Here is a 17,838-nt window from a genome sequence, read left to right as displayed (position 1 = left end):
TTATTCAAAGTTAACCTGTATAGCGGCTGCAGCGGCGCCGGGAATGCGGCCTAAGCCGGCAGACCAGTCGCCTTTGGTAGCCATAATGCCCATTTTAAATGCCGTGGTAGCTGCAAGCCCTTTCAATTTACTACGGGAAATGCGCATTTCAAACTTAAATGTGCTGCCATCCTGCGCTTTATATCCTACGTTGTAAAATTCAGTAGCGCCGCTTGGGTCCCAGGAAAATTCATTGGGAGCGCCTTTATGGTTGAATGCATCCAGCCAGTTGCCCAGCACCGTGCCTTCCAGCAGCACATCAAACCCCGCGCCTGTAAAGTCGGTTACAAAACCGGTGCTGGCATCGTTATCCGTATCCAGGTAAAAATCGTAGATGTCGGCATTGGCTTCTTTGGAGTTCACTTCCACCAGCATGTACACGTACGATGCATCATAGTCAATGGTGAGCTTTTTAAAGTACGTTTCACCGGCAGCCGGGGTTATCACATAGTCCGTTACAGTAGCCCAGTCGGCAAAGCTGTTATCATCCAGCTTTACGGGCGATGTTTTGGCAATGTAGATCACCGTAGATCCTTCAGCTACCTTCCCGTTGTTATCGGTAGCATACAAGGTAGGCACATACTTGCCCTTGTCGGGATAGGTGTGTACCGGGCTGGCTTCTGTAGAGGTTTCCCCGTCGCCAAAGTCCCACTTATAGGATACGGCGCCGGTGGTGGTATTGGTGAAGGTAACCGTCTTATCCTGGATGGCTACCGTGTACACGATATCTGCTGCAGGTGTGGTGTCATCTTTTTTACAACCCACTGTTATTGCAGCTAACAGCAGGCCGGTATATATATGTTTGCTGATTTGCATAATAATACGGATTAATGATTAAGGATTTTGCTGGCATAGCTTGTTGGTCTGTACCTCATCGATCGGTATAAAATATATAATGCGGTTAGCGTCCGGTTTAACGATCATATTGGCATAACCAGCCGGTGCTGCCGCCAGGTTTATGTCAGATTCTTTTAAACCGGGCAGATGGTAACCCCAGTAGGTGCGGTTCATGTTCCGTTTATTACGGTACACATCAAAGTTGCGGTGCCCTTCAAAGGCCAGCTCTATACGCCGTTCCTTCAATACCACATCCAGCGCGGTTTTGCCAGAAGGCAGCACTTTGTTGTATAACGCATTCTGCAAACCGCGGTTCTTGCGGATCATGTCCAGGTTATCCAGCGCTTCTGCAGTATTACCTTTTTTAGCAGCTGCTTCCGCCTTGTTCAGGTACATTTCCGCCAGGCGGAAGAGGATGGGAGAGCTAAGCGTAGGGCTGCCCTCCTGGAAAGAGAACTTACTGATGTAATAGGTTTCAATGCCATTCTTCTTTTGCATACTGCCATCCGGATTCTTGGCCGGTACTATATAAGACCAGCGTACATCTTCAGGATGTTCTGCCATGGTATCGCGCAGGGATTGGGAGGCATATTCCTCGCCCCAGCCGGAGTTACCGTCAGAATAGATCATGGAAGCAATAGAGCCTCCTTTACCGTAATCATCCACCTTCGTAAAGGCAGCGCAGAAAATGGTTTCCCTGCCCGCCATGGCATTAGCAAACAGCTGTGGGAAAGTGGCTGCTGTTTCCAAAGAAAAGCGGTTGGAGCTTATCACCTTGTCTGCATAAAAAGCAGTGCTGTCATTATTCTCTTTGTACAGGTACGCTCTTGATAACAGCGCCCAGGCAGCTTCTTTGGAGCCGAACTGTACGCCGCGCGGCTGGTTCATTAGCTCTGCGCCTTTTGCGGCATCGGATACTATTGCATCGTATACTTCTGCAACCGTTGCGCGCGCCTTTAATGCTTCATCGCTGGTAGAGGTGCGGAGGATAATACCCTGGCCGGAAGGGTTCTGCGTATAAGGCCTTGCAAACAAACGTACCAGGTTAAAGTGGCAGAATGCACGCAGGAAATAACATTCGCCTATCAGCTGTTTAATGCCTTCATCCGGGTTAGCGATCTTTTCTGCAGATTCTATTACCGTGTTGGCATCGTTAATGATCTTGTAGGAAATATACCAGAAATAACGGCTATTGGTCTGCGTAGGCGTATGGTCCAGTGAAAAGCTGTAGTACAAAGGATCCGTAGTGGTTTGCGCGCACACAATATCGTCAGAGGCAAAGTCGCTCAGCTGAAAATACTGGCGCAGGTACATGTTGTTAAGGTCTGTAGTACCATTGAACTCTGTATGATCTTTGAATAATGCGTAAGCGCCGTTCACCGCCTGCTGCAAACCTGCTTTGGTAGCGGTAAGTGAGCCGGTGTTCAATGCATCGCTTGGATTTACATCCTTCAGACAGCCGGCTATCAGCAGCGGCAAACCTAATATAAGGAGTATGAATTTTGTACGCATGATCTTAAATTTTTTTCCTAGAACCGGATGTTAATATTTAACAGGTACTGGCGATTATTGGGATACTTGAAGTCAGACACGCCGGGCATTACATAGCTGCCCGTTGCAATGGTGGTGGATGGATCCTGCCCCAGGAACTTCGTGAACGTATATACGTTATCCGCAGTCAGGGAAAGGGTTACATCATCCAGCTTCAGAGGGCTGGTCCATATTTTAGGCAGCGTGTAAGACAGTGATATGTTACGGATGGCAAAGAAGCTGCCGTCTTTCAGGTAACGGGTAGAGGTTTCTGTTGCATTCGCATTATTCTGCGGGCTGGGCTCCGTAGCATTATCCCCGGGTTTGGTCCAGGTGCTGTAACCATCCGGCAATACTATCTGGTTGTAATAAGGCTCAATACCATCATTCATAACAAAACGCAGCGCATTGCTGAACACCTTATTACCGGAAAGGAAATAGGCATTTACGCTCAGCGCAATGTTCCGGTACTTCCACTGGGAGTTAATGCCGCCCTGGAACTTAGGCAGGGCAGATCCTACTTCCTGGTAAGTGGCGCTGGCATAGTCGGAGGTAGCTTCGCGGGAGGTTTCCTTCCCATCAGCATCCCGGTGTATCACTTCCCATTGCGGCGCGCCGGTTTGTGCATTTACGCCTAACCATTTGGGCATGTAAAACTCATACAGGTTACCGCCGTTACGGTAGATCTGTGAAATGCTCCAGGTAGGTTGTGTACGTGTAATATCGCTGGGCAGCTTTTGCAGCTTGTTGGAGTTGAAGCTGATGTTAAAGTCCGTGTTCCACTCAAAGTCGCGGGTTTTAATATTTACGCTGCTTAAGCCCAGCTCTATGCCTTTGTTCACAATTTCGCCGGAGTTTTCCCAGCGTTGCTCAAAACCAATGGAGAGGGGCTGGGATACCTGCAGCAGCAGGTTTTTGGTAATGTTATTATATACATCCACTGTCAGGTTCAGGCGTTTGAACAGGCCTATATCCACACCGGCATTCAGCTGGTGCTTGCTTTCCCAGGTCAGGTTAGGGCTGGGCAGCTGCAGGGGCGTAGCGGCAGTACCGCCGTTATACTGGCTGTTAAGCGCATACAGGCCCAGGTAGCGGCTTGAGCCAATGTCCTGCGTACCGGTTACGCCATAGCTGGCGCGCAGCTTCAGGTTATCAATGAAGGTAGCTGTTTGCAGGAAAGGTTCATTGCTAAGCAGCCATGCAGCGGATATAGCGGGGAATGAGCCGTAACGTTTTGATTTCGGGAAGTTGGTAGAGCCATCCACACGGTAAGAACCGGTCAGAAAGTATTTTTCCTTATAACCATAGCTCACCTGTGAGATCAGTGATTGCAGGATGGCCTGGTCGTTAAACCCGTTCACGATCTGCGTGTTGGATACTACGTTCAGCACCTTTAAGCCTTCCGGCAAACCTTTACCGGATGCGCCTACCACTTCTGTTTTGCTGTTCTCAATGGCAATGCCTGCCAGGCCGCTGATGGAATGATCGCCCATGCGGAACTTGAATTTCAGCAGGTCATTGGATATTACACCGTAATTAAGCGTGCCTAATTCATTCAGATAGCCGGTGCCGTTATACTGGCCTGCAACCACAGGGGAGTAGTAATCGGTAGCCTTATCATAGTTCACCGCGCCGCGGTTGTTGCTGGAAAAAGATAACCAGTCCGTGATCTGTATATTCAGGTTCAGGTCATAGTTGGCGTTAAAGCTTTTGTAGGGATGGTTAGAGTTCTGGATGGTGTGGATAGGATTCACCTTATCCCTTGACCACCATTTAAAGGTAGAGTTACCATCCACATACACCGGCTGCCCGTTAGCGTCATAGGGATTATCCCAGGGCATGTTCAGGTAAGCATAGAACACATCATCATAGTTAAAGCTTTTGCCTGTAGCAGCGCTGAGGTTAATGTTATTGGTCACATCCACACTCTTTGAAAAATGGTGGGTGGAGTTGCCGCGGATATTAATGCGCTGGAAATTGGTGTTCAGGAAAGTACCTTTTTCATTATAATAGGAAATACTGGTGTAGTACTCGCTCTTTTCTGAGCTGCCGCTGGCGGAGATGAACACATTCTCCAACGGCGCGGTTTTGAACATGGTGTTAAGCCAGCTGTAGTTCTGGTCGCGCAGCGTACGCGGGCGCTCATCATAAAACTTCAGCAGGTCTATCTTATAAGAGTTATCTGTTGTGCCGGGAATATAGTCGCGGTAAAATTCTTTGTGATGCTCATACAGCTGGCTGCCGTTCATCATGGTCATTTTACCGAAATCCGGTTTGCGGATGCCTGTGGTTACTTTTGCCTCAAAGCGCGTTTTACCGATGCGGCCTTTTTTAGTGGTCACAATGATCACGCCTGCATTGGCCTGTGAGCCATACATGGCAGTAGCGCCGGCATCTTTCAGCACCGTAATGTTCTCCACATCATTGGGGTCAAAGTTGCCGCCAATAATACCATCTACCACATATAAAGGACTTTGTGAAGCATTTACGGACGATACGCCGCGGAGGCGGATCTCAGCCTGGCTGCCCGGCACACCGGAGGCATTGATCACCTGCAGGCCGGGTACCTTGCCCTGCAGCATAGAGCCTACATCGTTGGTGGTCACATCTTTCAGCTTTTCTGCAGATACCACACTTACGGCGCTGGTAAGCTCCCCTTTCTTTTTATCGCTGTAGCCTACCACCACTACTTCGTTAAAGTTTCTGGTATCTTCCACCAGCGACAGTGCCAGCGTTTTGCTGGAAGGGATGCCTGTTTCGCGGGTTACGTAACCAATATTGCTGATCACCAGCATGCCGTCTGACGGTACGCTGCCCAGCTGAAACTGGCCGTGCTCATTGGTTTGCGTGCCTTTGGAAGTGCCCTTTACCATAATGGTAGCGCCGGGCAGCGGCACATTGCCGGTGCCGGTAATGGTGCCGCTTATGTTAATAAGGGTATCTGCGGCCAGCGGCGGCGGCTTACTTTCCGGCGTGCGTTTGATCACAAAGCTGTTGCCTTCCAGCGAGTAGGTAAGCTGCTGGTGTTTCAGGCATTGTTCCAGCACCTCCTGCACTGTGGCCTCTTTTACATTAATAGACACCGGTTGTGTGCCCGATAACACCTTTTCGGAATACACAATGGATACCCCTGTTTGTGTAATTACTTCCGAAAAAACTTTTTGCAAAGACATGTTCTTCACAGACAGGGTCACCTTTTGAGAGTAAACGGCGGCGCTTACATGCAGGCAGGTGATCAGGAGAAGAAATGCGGTCCCTTTGAGCTGCATAATGATTTGTCTTTTTAGGTCCCGGTCTATACGGGAAATTTTGGTTGACAGCCCGCGGCAATAGCGGGCCAATGCATTACACGTGAATTGCATACTTTTGTGATGTTTGGTAAATGATTGATCTCTCAGCGATTATTCAGCATACCAGATGTATGACCGGTTTCCGATGGCAGTCGGAGCCGGTTTTTTCTGATCTTGGTTGTTGGTTGATTCCCCCTTTCTTTTGTCTTATAGCTGGTTAAGGCAGCACTATTATTTTCCTGCCTTCTACCTTAAAATGATTAAAGCCGCTGGCTTCCAGCAGGTTCAGCACACCGCCCAGCTGCAGGTTGCGGGATATACCGCCGCCATACAGCTCTGCGCTGGGTGTTACAGTATATACGATGTCCACATCGTACCAGCGCGCTACTTCCCGTAAAATGGCGGCCAGCGTCATGTTGTTGAACACAAACAGGCCGTTCTTCCAGGCAATGATCTTCTGCACATCTGCTGCCTGCACGGTCAGTGCATGGTTCTCATGATCCAGTACTGCCTGCTGGCCGGGTAACAGCAACCGGAGGGCATTACCTTCTTTCACCTGTACAGAACCTGCCACCAGTGTGGTGTTCACAGTGGCTTCATCGCCATAGGCCATAACGTCAAAGCTGGTGCCCAGCACCTGTACTTCCATGGAATTTACCATTACTTTAAAAGGCTGGTTGGCCTGCTGTGCTACTTCAAAATAGCCCTGCCCCTGCAGCTCCACTATTCTGTTCTTCCCTGTAAATGCTGTAGGATAGCGCAATGATGACGCGGAATTCAGCCATACTTTGGTGCCGTCCGGTAAGGTGAGCTTAAATTGCCCTCCCCGTGGTGTGGATAAGGTATGATATTGTAGTCTGTTATCTGTTCCGTTAGCGCCGTACACCAGCTGGCCGTTCTGCTGCGTAATATGGGTATTGCCGCTGATCACCTGTCGCCCGCTGCTGTCCAGCGTAATGGTGGTGCCATCCGCCAGGGTAAGTACCGCTTTGTTGGCGCCGGGCGTTATATTATTAATGGTTTGTTGTGCTATGGGAATATTGGTTTGTGTGGAAGGGCCCGGGCTGCGCCACAGTAAAGCCAGCGTTATGGCGCCGGCAATAATGGCCGCTGCCGCCGCATAACGGATAGGGAATATACGTTTGGCAGGGGCGGGGCTAATAATATTATGGTACACATGATCCAGGTCTACTTCCGGTAAGGCTGCATCTGCCGGCAACCCCCGGTAGGCCGTTTCCATAAAATGCTGCAGGGCCGCATCATCCGGGTGAGCCGCAATGTATGCCAGCAGTTCTTCCAGCTCCTGACGCGTGCAGGTTTTGCTGATATAACGTTGCAACAGGTATGTTATCCGGGACGTTTCTTGCGGCATATGGAATAGCTTATACTAATAAAGACGGTTGGGGAAACACAAAGGACCGCGAAAACTAAAAAAAAATTAATTGTCAGGGAATCAGGTATTTACAGGCTACCTGGAACAGGAGGGCGGCTAATACAGCGTGTTGGGAAAGGTAGGTACGGATATATTTCAGGGTTTCTACCAGCAGGTTCTTTACCCGGCTTTTGGAAAGGCGCAGCTGTGCGGCTATTTCATCATGGTTCAGGCCCTGCTGCCGGCTTAGCTGAAAAATGGTTTGTTTCTGGGGCGATAGCTGTGCAACTGCCTGCTGAATAAGGTTTTTGCTTTCCCTGGCTTCCAGCTGCAGCTCCAGGTCGTTGGTAGTTTCAGAGAGGTTAGCCCACACCTGGTCTATAAGCTTTTGCTGCAGGGATACTTTGCGTAAATGATCCAGGGTTTTGTTTTTGGCAATGGTGAACAGGTAGTTGCCCACATGTATAATATCCGGCAGCTGCTCCCGCCCGGTCCATAACCGCAAAAAGGTTTCCTGTAAAATGTCTTCCGCATCAATGGCGGAATGGGTCATGTGGTACGCAAAGGCCAGCACCTGCCTGTTATGCCGCGCATACAGCTCTCTGAAAGCCGGTTCATCTCCTTCTTTCAGCTTTTTTAACAGGTCTTGGTCCGTGGTCATTACAGGCATCCCCTCCAATTTTAGGCAATTTCCCCTGCTTAAAAAAGAGAAATGAAAAATATTTCCCATTAAGCCCGCCGCAACTATTCCGTATTGCGTAAACCAATTTCCCGATTACATAAATCAGCCCCCTGGTGAGCCTATACCTTTGCAACCGCATTGCATGTCCGATAATTAACCTTTATGCATATACTATTTAACAGATTCACAAGACTGACAGGCTTTCTGTGCGCTCTACTCATTGCTGCACCGGCCTTTGCTACAGAAGAACCACTTGCCGCCATTAAGGGTAAAGTGATCACGAATGATGGAACACCAGCGGCCTTTGTAGCTGTACAGATCAAAGAAAAGAACAGGGGCACCCTTACCAATGAACAAGGCGGGTTTGTATTTAAGAGAATGCATCCTGGCCATTATACCCTGCAGGTAATGCTGATGGGCTATAAAACCGTTTCACAGGAAGTAGAGGTGGTACAGGACCAGATCGCAAATGTGACCATACAGCTGGAAGCTACCAATAAACAGCTGCAGGAAGTGATCATCAACGGCACCCACAATAAATATAAAACAGACAGCCTTTCCGGCTCCCTGCGCCTGAAATCGCCGCTGCTGGAAGTACCGCAGAATATACAGGTGATCTCTGCCAGCCTCATTGCCGATCAGCAGTCGTTTGACATTGTAGATGGTATTACCCGCAACATCAGCGGCGCATCCCGCGTAGGCCACTGGGACAACCAGTATGCGCAGATCCGTATGCGCGGTTCCAAGATCCCTGCTTTCCGCAATGGTATGAACATTGAAGCCAGCTGGGGTCCTACCGCAGAAGATGCGGCCATGATAGAGCGCATTGAATTTGTAAAAGGCCCTGCCGGTTTTATGCTGGCCAATGGCGAACCCGGTGGGTTTTACAACGTGGTAACTAAAAAGCCTACCGGTATTACCAAAGGCTCCGCCAACATCAGCATGGGCAGCTTCAGCACTTACCGCGCTGCGCTGGACTTTGACGGTAAGCTGAGCAAAGATGGTAAGCTACTGTACCGCCTGAACGTAGCCGGGCAGCAGAAAGATTTTTACACAAAGTATAATTACAGCAACCGTTATTTGTTTGCCCCATCCTTTAAATACCTGGTAGATGACCGTACATCCGTTACGCTGGAATACTCTTACCAGGCCTCCCGTTACCTGGGCAATGGCAACTACCAGTTCTCTAAGAATAAGCTGCTGGATGAAGGTATAGGTAATGATTTCTTCTACGGCGACCCTTCGCTGGAACCCGGCAAGCTGCGCGATCACAGCGTGTACCTGTATGTGGATCACAAGCTGAATGATAAATGGGAGGCGCATGCACAGGTAGCGTACTTTAACTTCCAGATGGTGGCCAACAGTGTGTGGGCCGACAGTATGCACACCAACGGCGATATGTACCGCTATTACAGCATTGGCGATGAAGCAGGCGAAAACCGCTTTGCGCAAATGTCATTGTCAGGTGAGGAATATACCGGTTCCGTACGTCACCGTATACTGGCTGGCGTAGATATGGGCAACAAAAAGTTCTGGGGCGATTTCCGCAGGATTGCCCCGCTTCACCTGGCTGGCGGTAGGGTATTTAACGTGTATAACCCGGAATACGGCGTGCCTGCTGATTCCATTGCTTATATAGACCGTTCAAAAAGTGTGGGCACAAGAGCAGGATCCACTACTTATGCTACGGTGGTGAATTATACCTCCGTATATGTGCAGGACGAGCTGGCCTTCTTTGGCGATAAGCTGCGCCTGTCACTGGCAGCCCGTTACACCCACTCTGAAACCGTAGGCAAAACAAAGAACGCTGAAATAAAGGACGATGTGGTAACACCGCGTATTGGCCTCAGCTACTCCATTAATAAGTCTTTGTCTGTATACGCCATGCGTGATCAGTCCTTTGTAGCCGTACCCGGCCTGGATTCCAGCCTGAACCCCTTTAAACCTGTTAAAGGCACCGACTATGAAGCAGGGGTGAAGAAAGAATGGTTCAACGGCCGCTGGACCTCTTCTGTAACCGCCTACCGCATTAACCGGGAAAATGCACTGGTAAGCCTTCCTGGTGTGGTAGACAGCCGTGGCAACAGCGTGTCTGTACAATTGGGCGAAACCGTAACCAAAGGTATTGAGGTAGATATTAATGGCGAGATCATTTCCGGCCTGAATGTAAATATCAACTACGCTTATACGGATTCCAAGATCTCAAAAGAAGCGCCTAACACCGCTGAGGATAAAACAACCATCGGCAATGTAACGCCTAACACCAACGCACATATTACCAATGGCTGGGTAAATTACCGTATTGGTAAAGGCCCGCTCACCGGCTTTGGCGTAATGGGTGGTTTCCAGTGGATGGCAGACCGTTATGTAGGCACTACCAAAACGCCTAACATTCCCAACTACTTCCGTGGCGATGCAGGCCTTAGCTACCAGAAAGGGAAATACAATGTTTCCCTGCTGGTAAATAATGTGGCAGATAACCGTAAGCTGCTCACTGCTGCTTCACTGGCTGCTAATCCTAATAGTGTTACCAGCTATTACAGCTATATAGTAGAAGCCCGCCGTAACTTCCGTATGACGATCGGGTACCGGTTTTAAGTAGTTTATTATCAAAAGAAAAGGCGTTCCCTTGAAGCTGCAGCGGAACGCTTTTTTTATGGCAGGGGAACCAGATTCCCGGAAATGTATCAGTTTTACCGGCTTTTGTATTAAAGGCAGGGAGGCATATGGGGGTAGCTTTGTGTCATTATTTAAAACAAAAAATAATGGCAAAGATAATTTTCATCACCGGGGCTTCCCGGGGATTTGGCCGGATCTGGGCAGAGGCATTTCTGAAACGCGGCGACAAAGTAGCTGCTACTGCAAGAAATTTAGAGGCACTTAAACCACTCAGTCAGCAGTATGGCGATGCCCTGCTGCCCTTACAGCTGGATGTTACCGGCAAAAAGGCCAGCTTTGAGGCCATCAATAAGGCAAAAGAATACTTTGGAAGAATTGATGTGGTGATCAACAATGCCGGTTACGGCCTGTTTGGCGCTATTGAAGAAACCAGCGAGCAGGAAGCCCGCGACCAGTTTGAAGCCAATGTATTTGGCCTGCTTTGGGTAACCCAGGCAGCGCTGCCAATCATGCGGGCACAGGGCCACGGGCATATTATACAGATCTCCAGCATCCTGGGAGTTGTAACTTTACCCACGCTTGGTGTGTATAATGCATCTAAATTTGCAGTGGAAGGGCTCAGCGAAACACTGGCTACGGAAGTAAAAGACTTTGGTATTCATGTTACGCTGGTAGAGCCCAACGGCTTTTCAACCGACTGGGGCGGCGCATCCGCCATCCACAGTACACAGCTGCCCGTATATGACGGGGTGCGGGCCGCTTTACAGGCAACCGCCACGCCGGATGCTTTTGGCGTGCCGGAAGCTACGGTGGATGCTATTCTGAAGCTGGTGGACGAGCAACAGCCGCCGCTGCGCCTGTTCCTGGGTAAGGTTGGTTTGCCGTTCGCAAAACAACAGTATGCGGAGCGCCTGGCCACCTGGGAAGCATGGAGCGCTGTGGCAGATGCTGCACACGGGAAGTAAGCTGGCAGTCGTTAGTTGGCAGTGGGCAGTAAGTTGGTAGTCAGTAACAATCATATATCAACAAAAGCAGCGCCGGCCCAAAAGTAAAAGGGCTTTTGGGCCGGCCGCTGTTTATAAAAAGAGCGCTTATGTGGCATTTTAAGAGCCTGGGTGAATTTCATGAGAGTACCGGCGCGCCGCCTCCGGAAAACCCGATGTTAAGCCTGCTGCGTTGTACCGAAAAGTGCCCGATGGGCGGTTCATCCTACACCAGCGACTTTTACATGATCGCGTTCAAGAAAATGAAGGCGGGTGTAATGCATTATGGCAAAACCAGGTACGATCACAGCGCCGGCGGCAGCATGTACTTTACCAAGCCCCGGCAGGTAATAGGAATGGGTAACCTGGAGCTGGAAGACGATGGTTTTTCCATTTACATACACGAAGACTATTTAAACGGGCACGATCTTCATAACGAGATAAAGCAATACCACTATTTCGATTATGAGATCAATGAAGCCCTGCACCTCTCGCCCAGCGAAGAGCAGATCATCTGGGAGCTTTACCGCAAAATAGAAACGGAGTATTACAATAACCAGGACGAATACAGCAAAGAGATCATCTTAGGGCATATCAGCTCCATACTCAAATACTCCCAGCGTTTTTACAAACGGCAGTTCATTAACCGTACAGAAATGTCCGGTAAAATGGTTTCTAAGTTCAACAACATATTGGCTGCTTATTTTGAAAGCGGCTTATTGAATGAACATGGGCTGCCTACGGTAAAGTATATGGCAGACCAGCTGCATGTATCGCCCGGTTACCTGAGCGACCTGTTAAAGCAGGAAACCGGTAAAACAGCCATTGAGCTTATTCATATCTTCTTAATTTCAGAAGCCAAGAACTTACTGAAAGGCGCGGATAATACGGTGGCTGAAATAGCCAACACGCTTGGTTTTGAGAACCTGCCGTATTTTTCACGCCTGTTTAAGAAAGAGGTAGGTATGAGTCCTGTGCAGTATAAGAAGCAGAGCTTGAATTGAGAATGTAAAATGTAAAATTTTAAACCGACAAAGGAGGTTCATAGAGACCATTTAAAAGACTTTATGAACGAGATAAATGTAAAATGTAAAAGTGGAATACAGGTCTTTATTCGCTGCATTCCACTTTTACATTTAAAATTTTACATTTGGAATTTTACATTCCATTACTGCGACCAACCCGTAGGCTCCCGGTCCCAGCGATGGCTCTTCAGCTGATTCAACAACTTATCCGGCAGGCCGTTCCCATCACTGGCGCCCATATTGGATTCCACGTTCTTTATTTTCCGCATACCGGGAATGGTAGTAGCTACATCCGGGTTGCTGACAATAAAACGCAGCGCCATTTCAGCCATGGTCATACCGGCAGGTATCAGGGGCTTCAGCGCATCTGCATGTTCTACGCTGCTGTTCAGGTTCTCCGGTACAAAGTAGCTGGAGCGCCAGTCGCCAATAGGGAAGGTGGTCTGTTTGGTAAAAGTGCCGGTGAGTGTGCCTTCATCAAAAGGCACCCGCGCGATCACGGCAATATTTTTTTCGCGGCACAGCGGGAACAGTTTGTCTTCCGGCGCCTGGTCAAAAATATTATAGATCCCCTGCACGGCGTCTATCAGGCCGGTTCTCAATGTTTTCAGGCAGTTCTCCGGTTCCCAGCGGTTCACGCTTACGCCCCACGCCTGCACTTTACCCTGGTCGCTTAGTTTGGTGATGGCTTCTTTCCATTCATCCAGCTGCGCCCAGTTGTCTTCCCACACATGGAATTGCTGAAGGTCGATGGATTCAACGCCCAGGTTCTTTAAACTTTTGTTGGTATAGTCTATAATATGATCGGCAGGAAATACCTCATCCAGCTTAAAATGCGGTTTGGAAGGCCACTTCAGGTTCTTGGGCGGAATTTTAGTGGCTACATACAATCTTTTACCGGGGTGGCGGCGTAAGGTCCTGTTTAAAATGTTCTCGCTCAAACCCTCTCCATAACCCCAGGCAGTATCAAAAAAATTGCATCCCAGCTCAATGGATCTGTCCAGCGCTTTATTCACTTCCTTTTCTTCTGACCCTGTCCAGCCGGCCATTCCCCACATGCCATAACCTATTTCACTCACGTTCCAACCGGTTCTTCCAAATGTTCTGTACTGCATATATTCAAAGTTTTTGCTAAAATATACTTTTTGTAATTTTTATTCAATTAATCGTGATGCTGAAGACTGCTGAAGCTGGTAATTTACATCTTTAAATGTAAAACAGACAGCTATGAAGATTGGCGCCATTGTGATCCTTTGTTATGAATTTGATAAAATGCTGGCCTTCTGGCAGGAAGCCTTGCATTATGTGCTACGGATGCCAGCCGCCAGCCGCGGCTGGATAGTGCTGCAGGATCTGGACGATAATTTGTTTTGCGTGGTACAGAAGGATTTATAAAAATTTCTGTAAAAGATCCAATCAGAATTTTATATTTTGCTCAAAATTATTCCAAGAGTAACAAAGTACCCTATACCGTGAAAAAGATATTCCTCCTGTTAACCCTGTTGTTTTTACTTTATCAAAACAGCAAGGCCCAAACAAATGTTCTGAATGATCCCCGTATTGCTCCTCTTTTAAAACAGGCAGCAGCCGGGCAGCCTAACCTTGTTATATCAGGCAGGCAAGATGCCAGTATGTAAATATGGCTGTATTGGATAAGGACCAGAAAAAACTTACCTGGTTCACCTGTTACGGCAACGCCTTTGATTCCGCGCAGCTGACTGATATTGAGTACAAATATATCACAGATAAAACCATTACTCCATTCGATTTCTATAAACAGTTTTGCCTTGAAAATATTGCCTATCTGGAAGACGCTGAATCGCATTTCCGGCAATTCGGGAAGGATGCACTAAAAGACACTGTTTATAACCATCAGGTGGTGTATAATACCCCCCTGGTAAAATCGGCAGCAAATACGTTGCAGAAAGTGTTGGCCATGGAAAACCTGCTGAAAAAGCAGTGCCTGCAGTTGGCTATGTTTAATAGTAAAAGCCCTTCACATGTTAATCGTAATGATAGCTTTCTGTTGCGTAAGTCCCTGGCCGGTAAAATGGTACGCAAAGGGGATACTACCACCTACTATAACACATATTTATTAGGATCTGCCACCCAGATAGTAATAAATAAGCGATCTCCCGGAAAAATGTTTGTTTATAACCGGCAGGAACAGGTTATGGACAGTGTACCGTTGAAATCAGAGAAATACGCTTCCCTGTTGAAGGAAAAAGAAGATGTATTCCTGCTTTACAGGGGATGGCTGGAGCTGCAAAGCCAACAAATACTGGATGCCAGGAGGATGATAGAAGGTTGGCTAAGCCGTAAGGATACTGGTTTATATACACAAACCAATCTCCCGGAAGGTAAACAGCAACTGTGGAGTTCTATGCTGCAATTAGAAAAACAGCAGCAGGCCATTGAGGTAAAAATAGGTAACTTACTATTGCCGGATCAGGAAGTGGTTAAGAATATGCTGCAGGACGCTTATCCAGACGCACCTTCGGAAGTGTCTTACCTGGGAAGTTTAGGTTTTGCCTATACAATAGCCTATACCCGCGGACAAAAGGAGTACGAGCTCACTGATCATAGGGGTAATGTGATGGCTACAGTAAGTGACAAAAAGAAAGGAATAGATGAGGATCAGGATGGTATTATTGAATATTATAATGCGGATGTAGTAAATGCTAATGATTACTATCCTTTTGGCTCGCTGATGCCCGGTAGGAACTACCATGCGGGAGATAAATACCGTTATGGGTTTAATGGGAAGGAGAATGATAATGAGGTGAAAGGAGAGGGAAATCAGCAGGATTATGGAATGAGGGTATATGATCCGAGGATAGGGCGGTTTTTGAGCGTTGATCCAATAACTAACCAGTATCCCGAGTTGACACCATATCAATTTGCAAGCAATAGACCGATAGATGGAATTGATTTAGATGGACTAGAACACTCGCCAGCCAGTGCTAAGTATATGAGGGATAATACTTCAGTATTGAGAATATCTGATCCAGAGGAGATAAAAGCAGTAAGAGAGAATCAGGAAGCCGCTGCATTTAAACTGCCACCGCAGCCACAAGCAACAATCAGCCAGGATTATAAGCAAACCATATGGGGAAGTAAGGGTGGGTTTGAGTATTCAAAAAAAATGTTCGAATATGAGGCTAATTTACTCCCGGGTGGTTCTATAGGAATGAAAGCGTTGAAAAAAGAAAGGATTACGGGAAAAGATGTTGCCATTGAGGCTGCTATCTCATTTATTCCAATTGGTAAAGTATTTAGAGGGCTTAGAGGAGCAGGAAGAGAAGTGTTAGAGCAGGTGGCAAGAAAAACTGATAACCTTGCAGCTCACCTTACAGAGAAAGATATTGCAGGAGCGATAAGAGATATTAATGGTAATCCAGTAGAAATTAACGGTTATGTGTATGACCATTTAGATGAAGTTACGAATGCGATACAAGGCTTAGAGAATCAAATAAATAAGCTAAATAAAGCAATTAATGGAGATAAGATTACAGGTGAGATGCTAGATGCTGCAAAAAAAATGCGCTCAGATCTTCAAACTCAAAAAGATAAAATACAAGCAGTAATAGATAGGGCTAAAAATGCAGCAAAAAAGACTCAGGCGGAATAAAATATTGATAATTAAAAGTATGTTTTGTGGATTATTTATATAAAAGCTTGGAAGAAATTGAATTGATATTTTTTCCAGTACCAAAAGAAAATGAAACTTTTTTAATTAAGAAGGTATACCTAACCAGGCAAAAGAGATTGGCTGAATATACTATTGAAGATTTGAGGTTGATGATAGGGCAAAAGCAGGGCTTAGATTATTTGGTGCCGTTAGCACTTAATCATTTAGAAGAAGACCCTTTTGTTGAAGGTGATTTTTATGAAGGGGATCTATTGGTAAATGTTTTAAAATGCCAATGTGAATTTTGGAAAAGCCATGCATCCAATATTAAAAGGATGAATGAAGTTGTCCAATTGGTTGCAGATAGAATTGAAGATATAGATTTATTAGAAGATATAAAGCAATCAATTTTAAGTCTAATTGAAAAATATAAACATTGTATTTCTAACACTAACTTGGGATTGTAAAATAGGCCACTCATACCAAAGTAAATAAAACAACATGTATATAATCTTTATGATTGGATGCCTTTTGATAATTTATGGTTAAAACATATGATTTAAAAATTTTAAATAAGACAGTCAGTATGCCTCTGGATGCAGCCTTGGAAACATATCAAATTTATGATGAGTTTTTTACAAAGTTAAAGATAGATAACCAGGTTTATGAATGCAATGCAGTTGATATGTATGCCTGTTTAGAGTATTATAGATTATTGTTAGAGAAGCAGGATACATTTATTTTATGCTATGGTTCAAGAATAGATACGTATCCATCAGGAATGCTGCGGGATATGTCTGGAGGTTTTAGAACTTATTTATTGGTTTGGGGAGAGTTACCTACTATTGTAGTAAATCTTCTGGATTACTCGGATGAAAAAATAGGTACAGTAAAAGAGCAAAAGGACTATTACGACAAGTGGAGGGCTGATATTAAAAGAAAATTGTAATTCCGCTGCACCGTTTTAGGAAAGCTGGTGCAACCAAAATCCGATGGTTTATATATAGCGGGGTAGTATTACATAAAGTGTGTCAACGGGTTTAAAGATTCAGTTTTAATCGATCACTAAATATAATAGATAATTGTGCAAGGGTTTGATTCCAGTTGTGGACTGGTTTATTCCACTTGGCGCAGATATTCTCCTGGACCAGAAATAAAAGCTTCATAAGGGCGTCTTCAGATTGGAAGGCACCTTTTGATTTGGTAACAGCTCTTAACTGCCGGTGGAAGCCTTCTATAATATTGGTAGTATACATGATTCGACGGATATCCTTATTATACTGGAAGTAACTACTCAACCGGGGCCAGTTCTTACGCCAGGATTCAATAACCTTAGGATATCGCTGTCCCCAATTGGATTCCAGCTGATCAAGATTACGCTCTGCCTGATCCACAGTAGTAGCCTTATATACTCCCTGCAAGTCCTTCATAAAGGGCTTTACATCTTTGTAGGAAAGATATTTTTGAGAGTTGCGGATCTGGTGTACAATGCAAAGTTGCACTTCTGTTTGAGGAAATATGCTTTCTATGGCATCGGCAAAACCTTGTAGGTTATCAATGCAGGCAATGAAAATATCTTCCAATCCACGATTCTGCAGATCTGTAAGCACTTGGAGCCAGAATTTAGCCCCTTCATTTTCTCCGATATACATGCCAAGCAATTCCTTGTAACCTTCCTGGTTTAGCCCGATAATGCAGTAAACAGCACGACTGATAACCCGACCCTCGTGCCGAACCTTGTAGTGAATAGCATCCAGCCATACAAATGGATAAACCCGTTCTAAGGGCCGGCTACGCCATTCCTGGATCAAGGGTAGAATCTTGTCTGTA

General features: G+C 46.6%; 15 protein-coding genes. 8 read left to right on the top strand and 7 right to left on the bottom strand.

What is annotated here, in order from left to right; all coding sequences use genetic code 11:
• The 5 genes from KVT36_RS15585 to KVT36_RS15565 all read right to left on the bottom strand — a co-directional run bounded on the left by KVT36_RS15585 (position 1) and on the right by KVT36_RS15565 (position 7,738).
• Complete coding sequence (locus KVT36_RS15585) at positions 1-855, bottom strand: PKD domain-containing protein (protein ID WP_217604405.1); 855 nt, start codon at positions 853-855, stop codon at positions 1-3.
• A gap of 18 nt (positions 856-873) precedes the next feature.
• Positions 874-2,388, bottom strand: coding sequence for a RagB/SusD family nutrient uptake outer membrane protein (locus KVT36_RS15580; protein WP_217604404.1), 1,515 nt, complete (start codon positions 2,386-2,388; stop codon positions 874-876).
• Between the two features lie 17 nt (positions 2,389-2,405).
• Positions 2,406-5,675, bottom strand: a complete 3,270-nt coding sequence (locus KVT36_RS15575; protein ID WP_217604403.1) for a SusC/RagA family TonB-linked outer membrane protein — start codon at positions 5,673-5,675, stop codon at positions 2,406-2,408.
• A gap of 238 nt (positions 5,676-5,913) precedes the next feature.
• Positions 5,914-7,068: a FecR family protein gene (locus KVT36_RS15570; protein WP_217604402.1), complete on the bottom strand. Its 1,155-nt coding sequence runs from the start codon at positions 7,066-7,068 to the stop codon at positions 5,914-5,916.
• A 73-nt stretch (positions 7,069-7,141) separates the two neighbouring features.
• Positions 7,142-7,738 carry an RNA polymerase sigma factor gene (locus KVT36_RS15565; protein WP_217604401.1) on the bottom strand — a complete coding sequence of 199 codons (597 nt, stop codon included), beginning with the start codon at positions 7,736-7,738 and terminating at the stop codon, positions 7,142-7,144.
• Positions 7,739-7,912: 174 nt separating this feature from the next.
• Here KVT36_RS15565 and KVT36_RS15560 point away from each other — a divergent pair, with 174 nt between their 5' ends.
• The 3 genes from KVT36_RS15560 to KVT36_RS15550 all read left to right on the top strand — a co-directional run bounded on the left by KVT36_RS15560 (position 7,913) and on the right by KVT36_RS15550 (position 12,356).
• Positions 7,913-10,348 carry a TonB-dependent receptor gene (locus KVT36_RS15560; protein WP_217604400.1) on the top strand — a complete coding sequence of 812 codons (2,436 nt, stop codon included), beginning with the start codon at positions 7,913-7,915 and terminating at the stop codon, positions 10,346-10,348.
• A 167-nt stretch (positions 10,349-10,515) separates the two neighbouring features.
• On the top strand, positions 10,516-11,334 hold the full coding sequence (locus tag KVT36_RS15555) for an SDR family NAD(P)-dependent oxidoreductase (RefSeq protein WP_217604399.1): 819 nt from the start codon (positions 10,516-10,518) through the stop codon (positions 11,332-11,334).
• A gap of 128 nt (positions 11,335-11,462) precedes the next feature.
• Positions 11,463-12,356: an AraC family transcriptional regulator gene (locus tag KVT36_RS15550; RefSeq protein WP_217604398.1), complete on the top strand. Its 894-nt coding sequence runs from the start codon at positions 11,463-11,465 to the stop codon at positions 12,354-12,356.
• A gap of 164 nt (positions 12,357-12,520) precedes the next feature.
• Here KVT36_RS15550 and KVT36_RS15545 read toward each other — a convergent pair whose 3' ends face one another.
• Complete coding sequence (locus tag KVT36_RS15545; RefSeq protein WP_217604397.1) at positions 12,521-13,492, bottom strand: aldo/keto reductase; 972 nt, start codon at positions 13,490-13,492, stop codon at positions 12,521-12,523.
• Positions 13,493-13,604: 112 nt separating this feature from the next.
• On the opposite strand from KVT36_RS15545, the gene KVT36_RS15540 reads away from it, so the two are divergent.
• The 5 genes from KVT36_RS15540 to KVT36_RS15520 all read left to right on the top strand — a co-directional run bounded on the left by KVT36_RS15540 (position 13,605) and on the right by KVT36_RS15520 (position 16,957).
• Positions 13,605-13,772 (top strand): hypothetical protein, encoded by a 168-nt coding sequence (locus tag KVT36_RS15540; protein WP_217604396.1) that lies wholly within the window; start codon positions 13,605-13,607, stop codon positions 13,770-13,772.
• Entirely contained in the window at positions 13,748-14,014 is a 267-nt protein-coding gene (locus tag KVT36_RS15535) for a hypothetical protein (RefSeq protein WP_217604395.1), read from the top strand. Before KVT36_RS15540 ends, KVT36_RS15535 begins: the two co-directional genes overlap by 25 nt.
• Before the next feature lie 11 nt (positions 14,015-14,025).
• Positions 14,026-16,008 (top strand): RHS repeat-associated core domain-containing protein, encoded by a 1,983-nt coding sequence (locus tag KVT36_RS15530; protein WP_217604394.1) that lies wholly within the window; start codon positions 14,026-14,028, stop codon positions 16,006-16,008.
• Between the two features lie 26 nt (positions 16,009-16,034).
• The gene (locus KVT36_RS15525) at positions 16,035-16,475 is read left to right on the top strand and encodes a contact-dependent growth inhibition system immunity protein (RefSeq protein ID WP_217604393.1); all 441 of its coding nucleotides are present in this window, start codon (positions 16,035-16,037) and stop codon (positions 16,473-16,475) included.
• A gap of 74 nt (positions 16,476-16,549) precedes the next feature.
• Positions 16,550-16,957 carry a hypothetical protein gene (locus KVT36_RS15520; RefSeq protein WP_217604392.1) on the top strand — a complete coding sequence of 136 codons (408 nt, stop codon included), beginning with the start codon at positions 16,550-16,552 and terminating at the stop codon, positions 16,955-16,957.
• 91 nt (positions 16,958-17,048) lie between these two features.
• Here KVT36_RS15520 and KVT36_RS15515 read toward each other — a convergent pair.
• Positions 17,049-17,838, bottom strand: a 790-nt coding sequence (locus KVT36_RS15515; protein WP_217604391.1) for an IS256 family transposase, incomplete at its 5' end; no start/stop codon positions are given.

It is taken from the genome of Chitinophaga sp. GbtcB8, assembly GCF_019091455.1.
GTDB lineage: Bacteria > Bacteroidota > Bacteroidia > Chitinophagales > Chitinophagaceae > Chitinophaga.
Note: the sequence above shows the minus strand (reverse complement) of the source record. Positions and strands in the feature narration are given on the sequence as shown.

Excerpts from the sequence above, each read along its gene's own strand:
- KVT36_RS15585 (WP_217604405.1), bottom strand. The coding sequence starts at position 855 with ATGCAAATCAGCAAACATATATATACCGGCCTGCTGTTAGCTGCAATA.
- KVT36_RS15580 (WP_217604404.1), bottom strand. The coding sequence starts at position 2,388 with ATGCGTACAAAATTCATACTCCTTATATTAGGTTTGCCGCTGCTGATA.
- KVT36_RS15575 (WP_217604403.1), bottom strand. The coding sequence starts at position 5,675 with ATGCAGCTCAAAGGGACCGCATTTCTTCTCCTGATCACCTGCCTGCAT.
- KVT36_RS15570 (WP_217604402.1), bottom strand. The coding sequence starts at position 7,068 with ATGCCGCAAGAAACGTCCCGGATAACATACCTGTTGCAACGTTATATC.
- KVT36_RS15565 (WP_217604401.1), bottom strand. The coding sequence starts at position 7,738 with ATGCCTGTAATGACCACGGACCAAGACCTGTTAAAAAAGCTGAAAGAA.
- KVT36_RS15560 (WP_217604400.1), top strand. The coding sequence starts at position 7,913 with ATGCATATACTATTTAACAGATTCACAAGACTGACAGGCTTTCTGTGC.
- KVT36_RS15555 (WP_217604399.1), top strand. The coding sequence starts at position 10,516 with ATGGCAAAGATAATTTTCATCACCGGGGCTTCCCGGGGATTTGGCCGG.
- KVT36_RS15550 (WP_217604398.1), top strand. The coding sequence starts at position 11,463 with ATGTGGCATTTTAAGAGCCTGGGTGAATTTCATGAGAGTACCGGCGCG.
- KVT36_RS15545 (WP_217604397.1), bottom strand. The coding sequence starts at position 13,492 with ATGCAGTACAGAACATTTGGAAGAACCGGTTGGAACGTGAGTGAAATA.
- KVT36_RS15540 (WP_217604396.1), top strand. The coding sequence starts at position 13,605 with ATGAAGATTGGCGCCATTGTGATCCTTTGTTATGAATTTGATAAAATG.
- KVT36_RS15520 (WP_217604392.1), top strand. The coding sequence starts at position 16,550 with ATGGTTAAAACATATGATTTAAAAATTTTAAATAAGACAGTCAGTATG.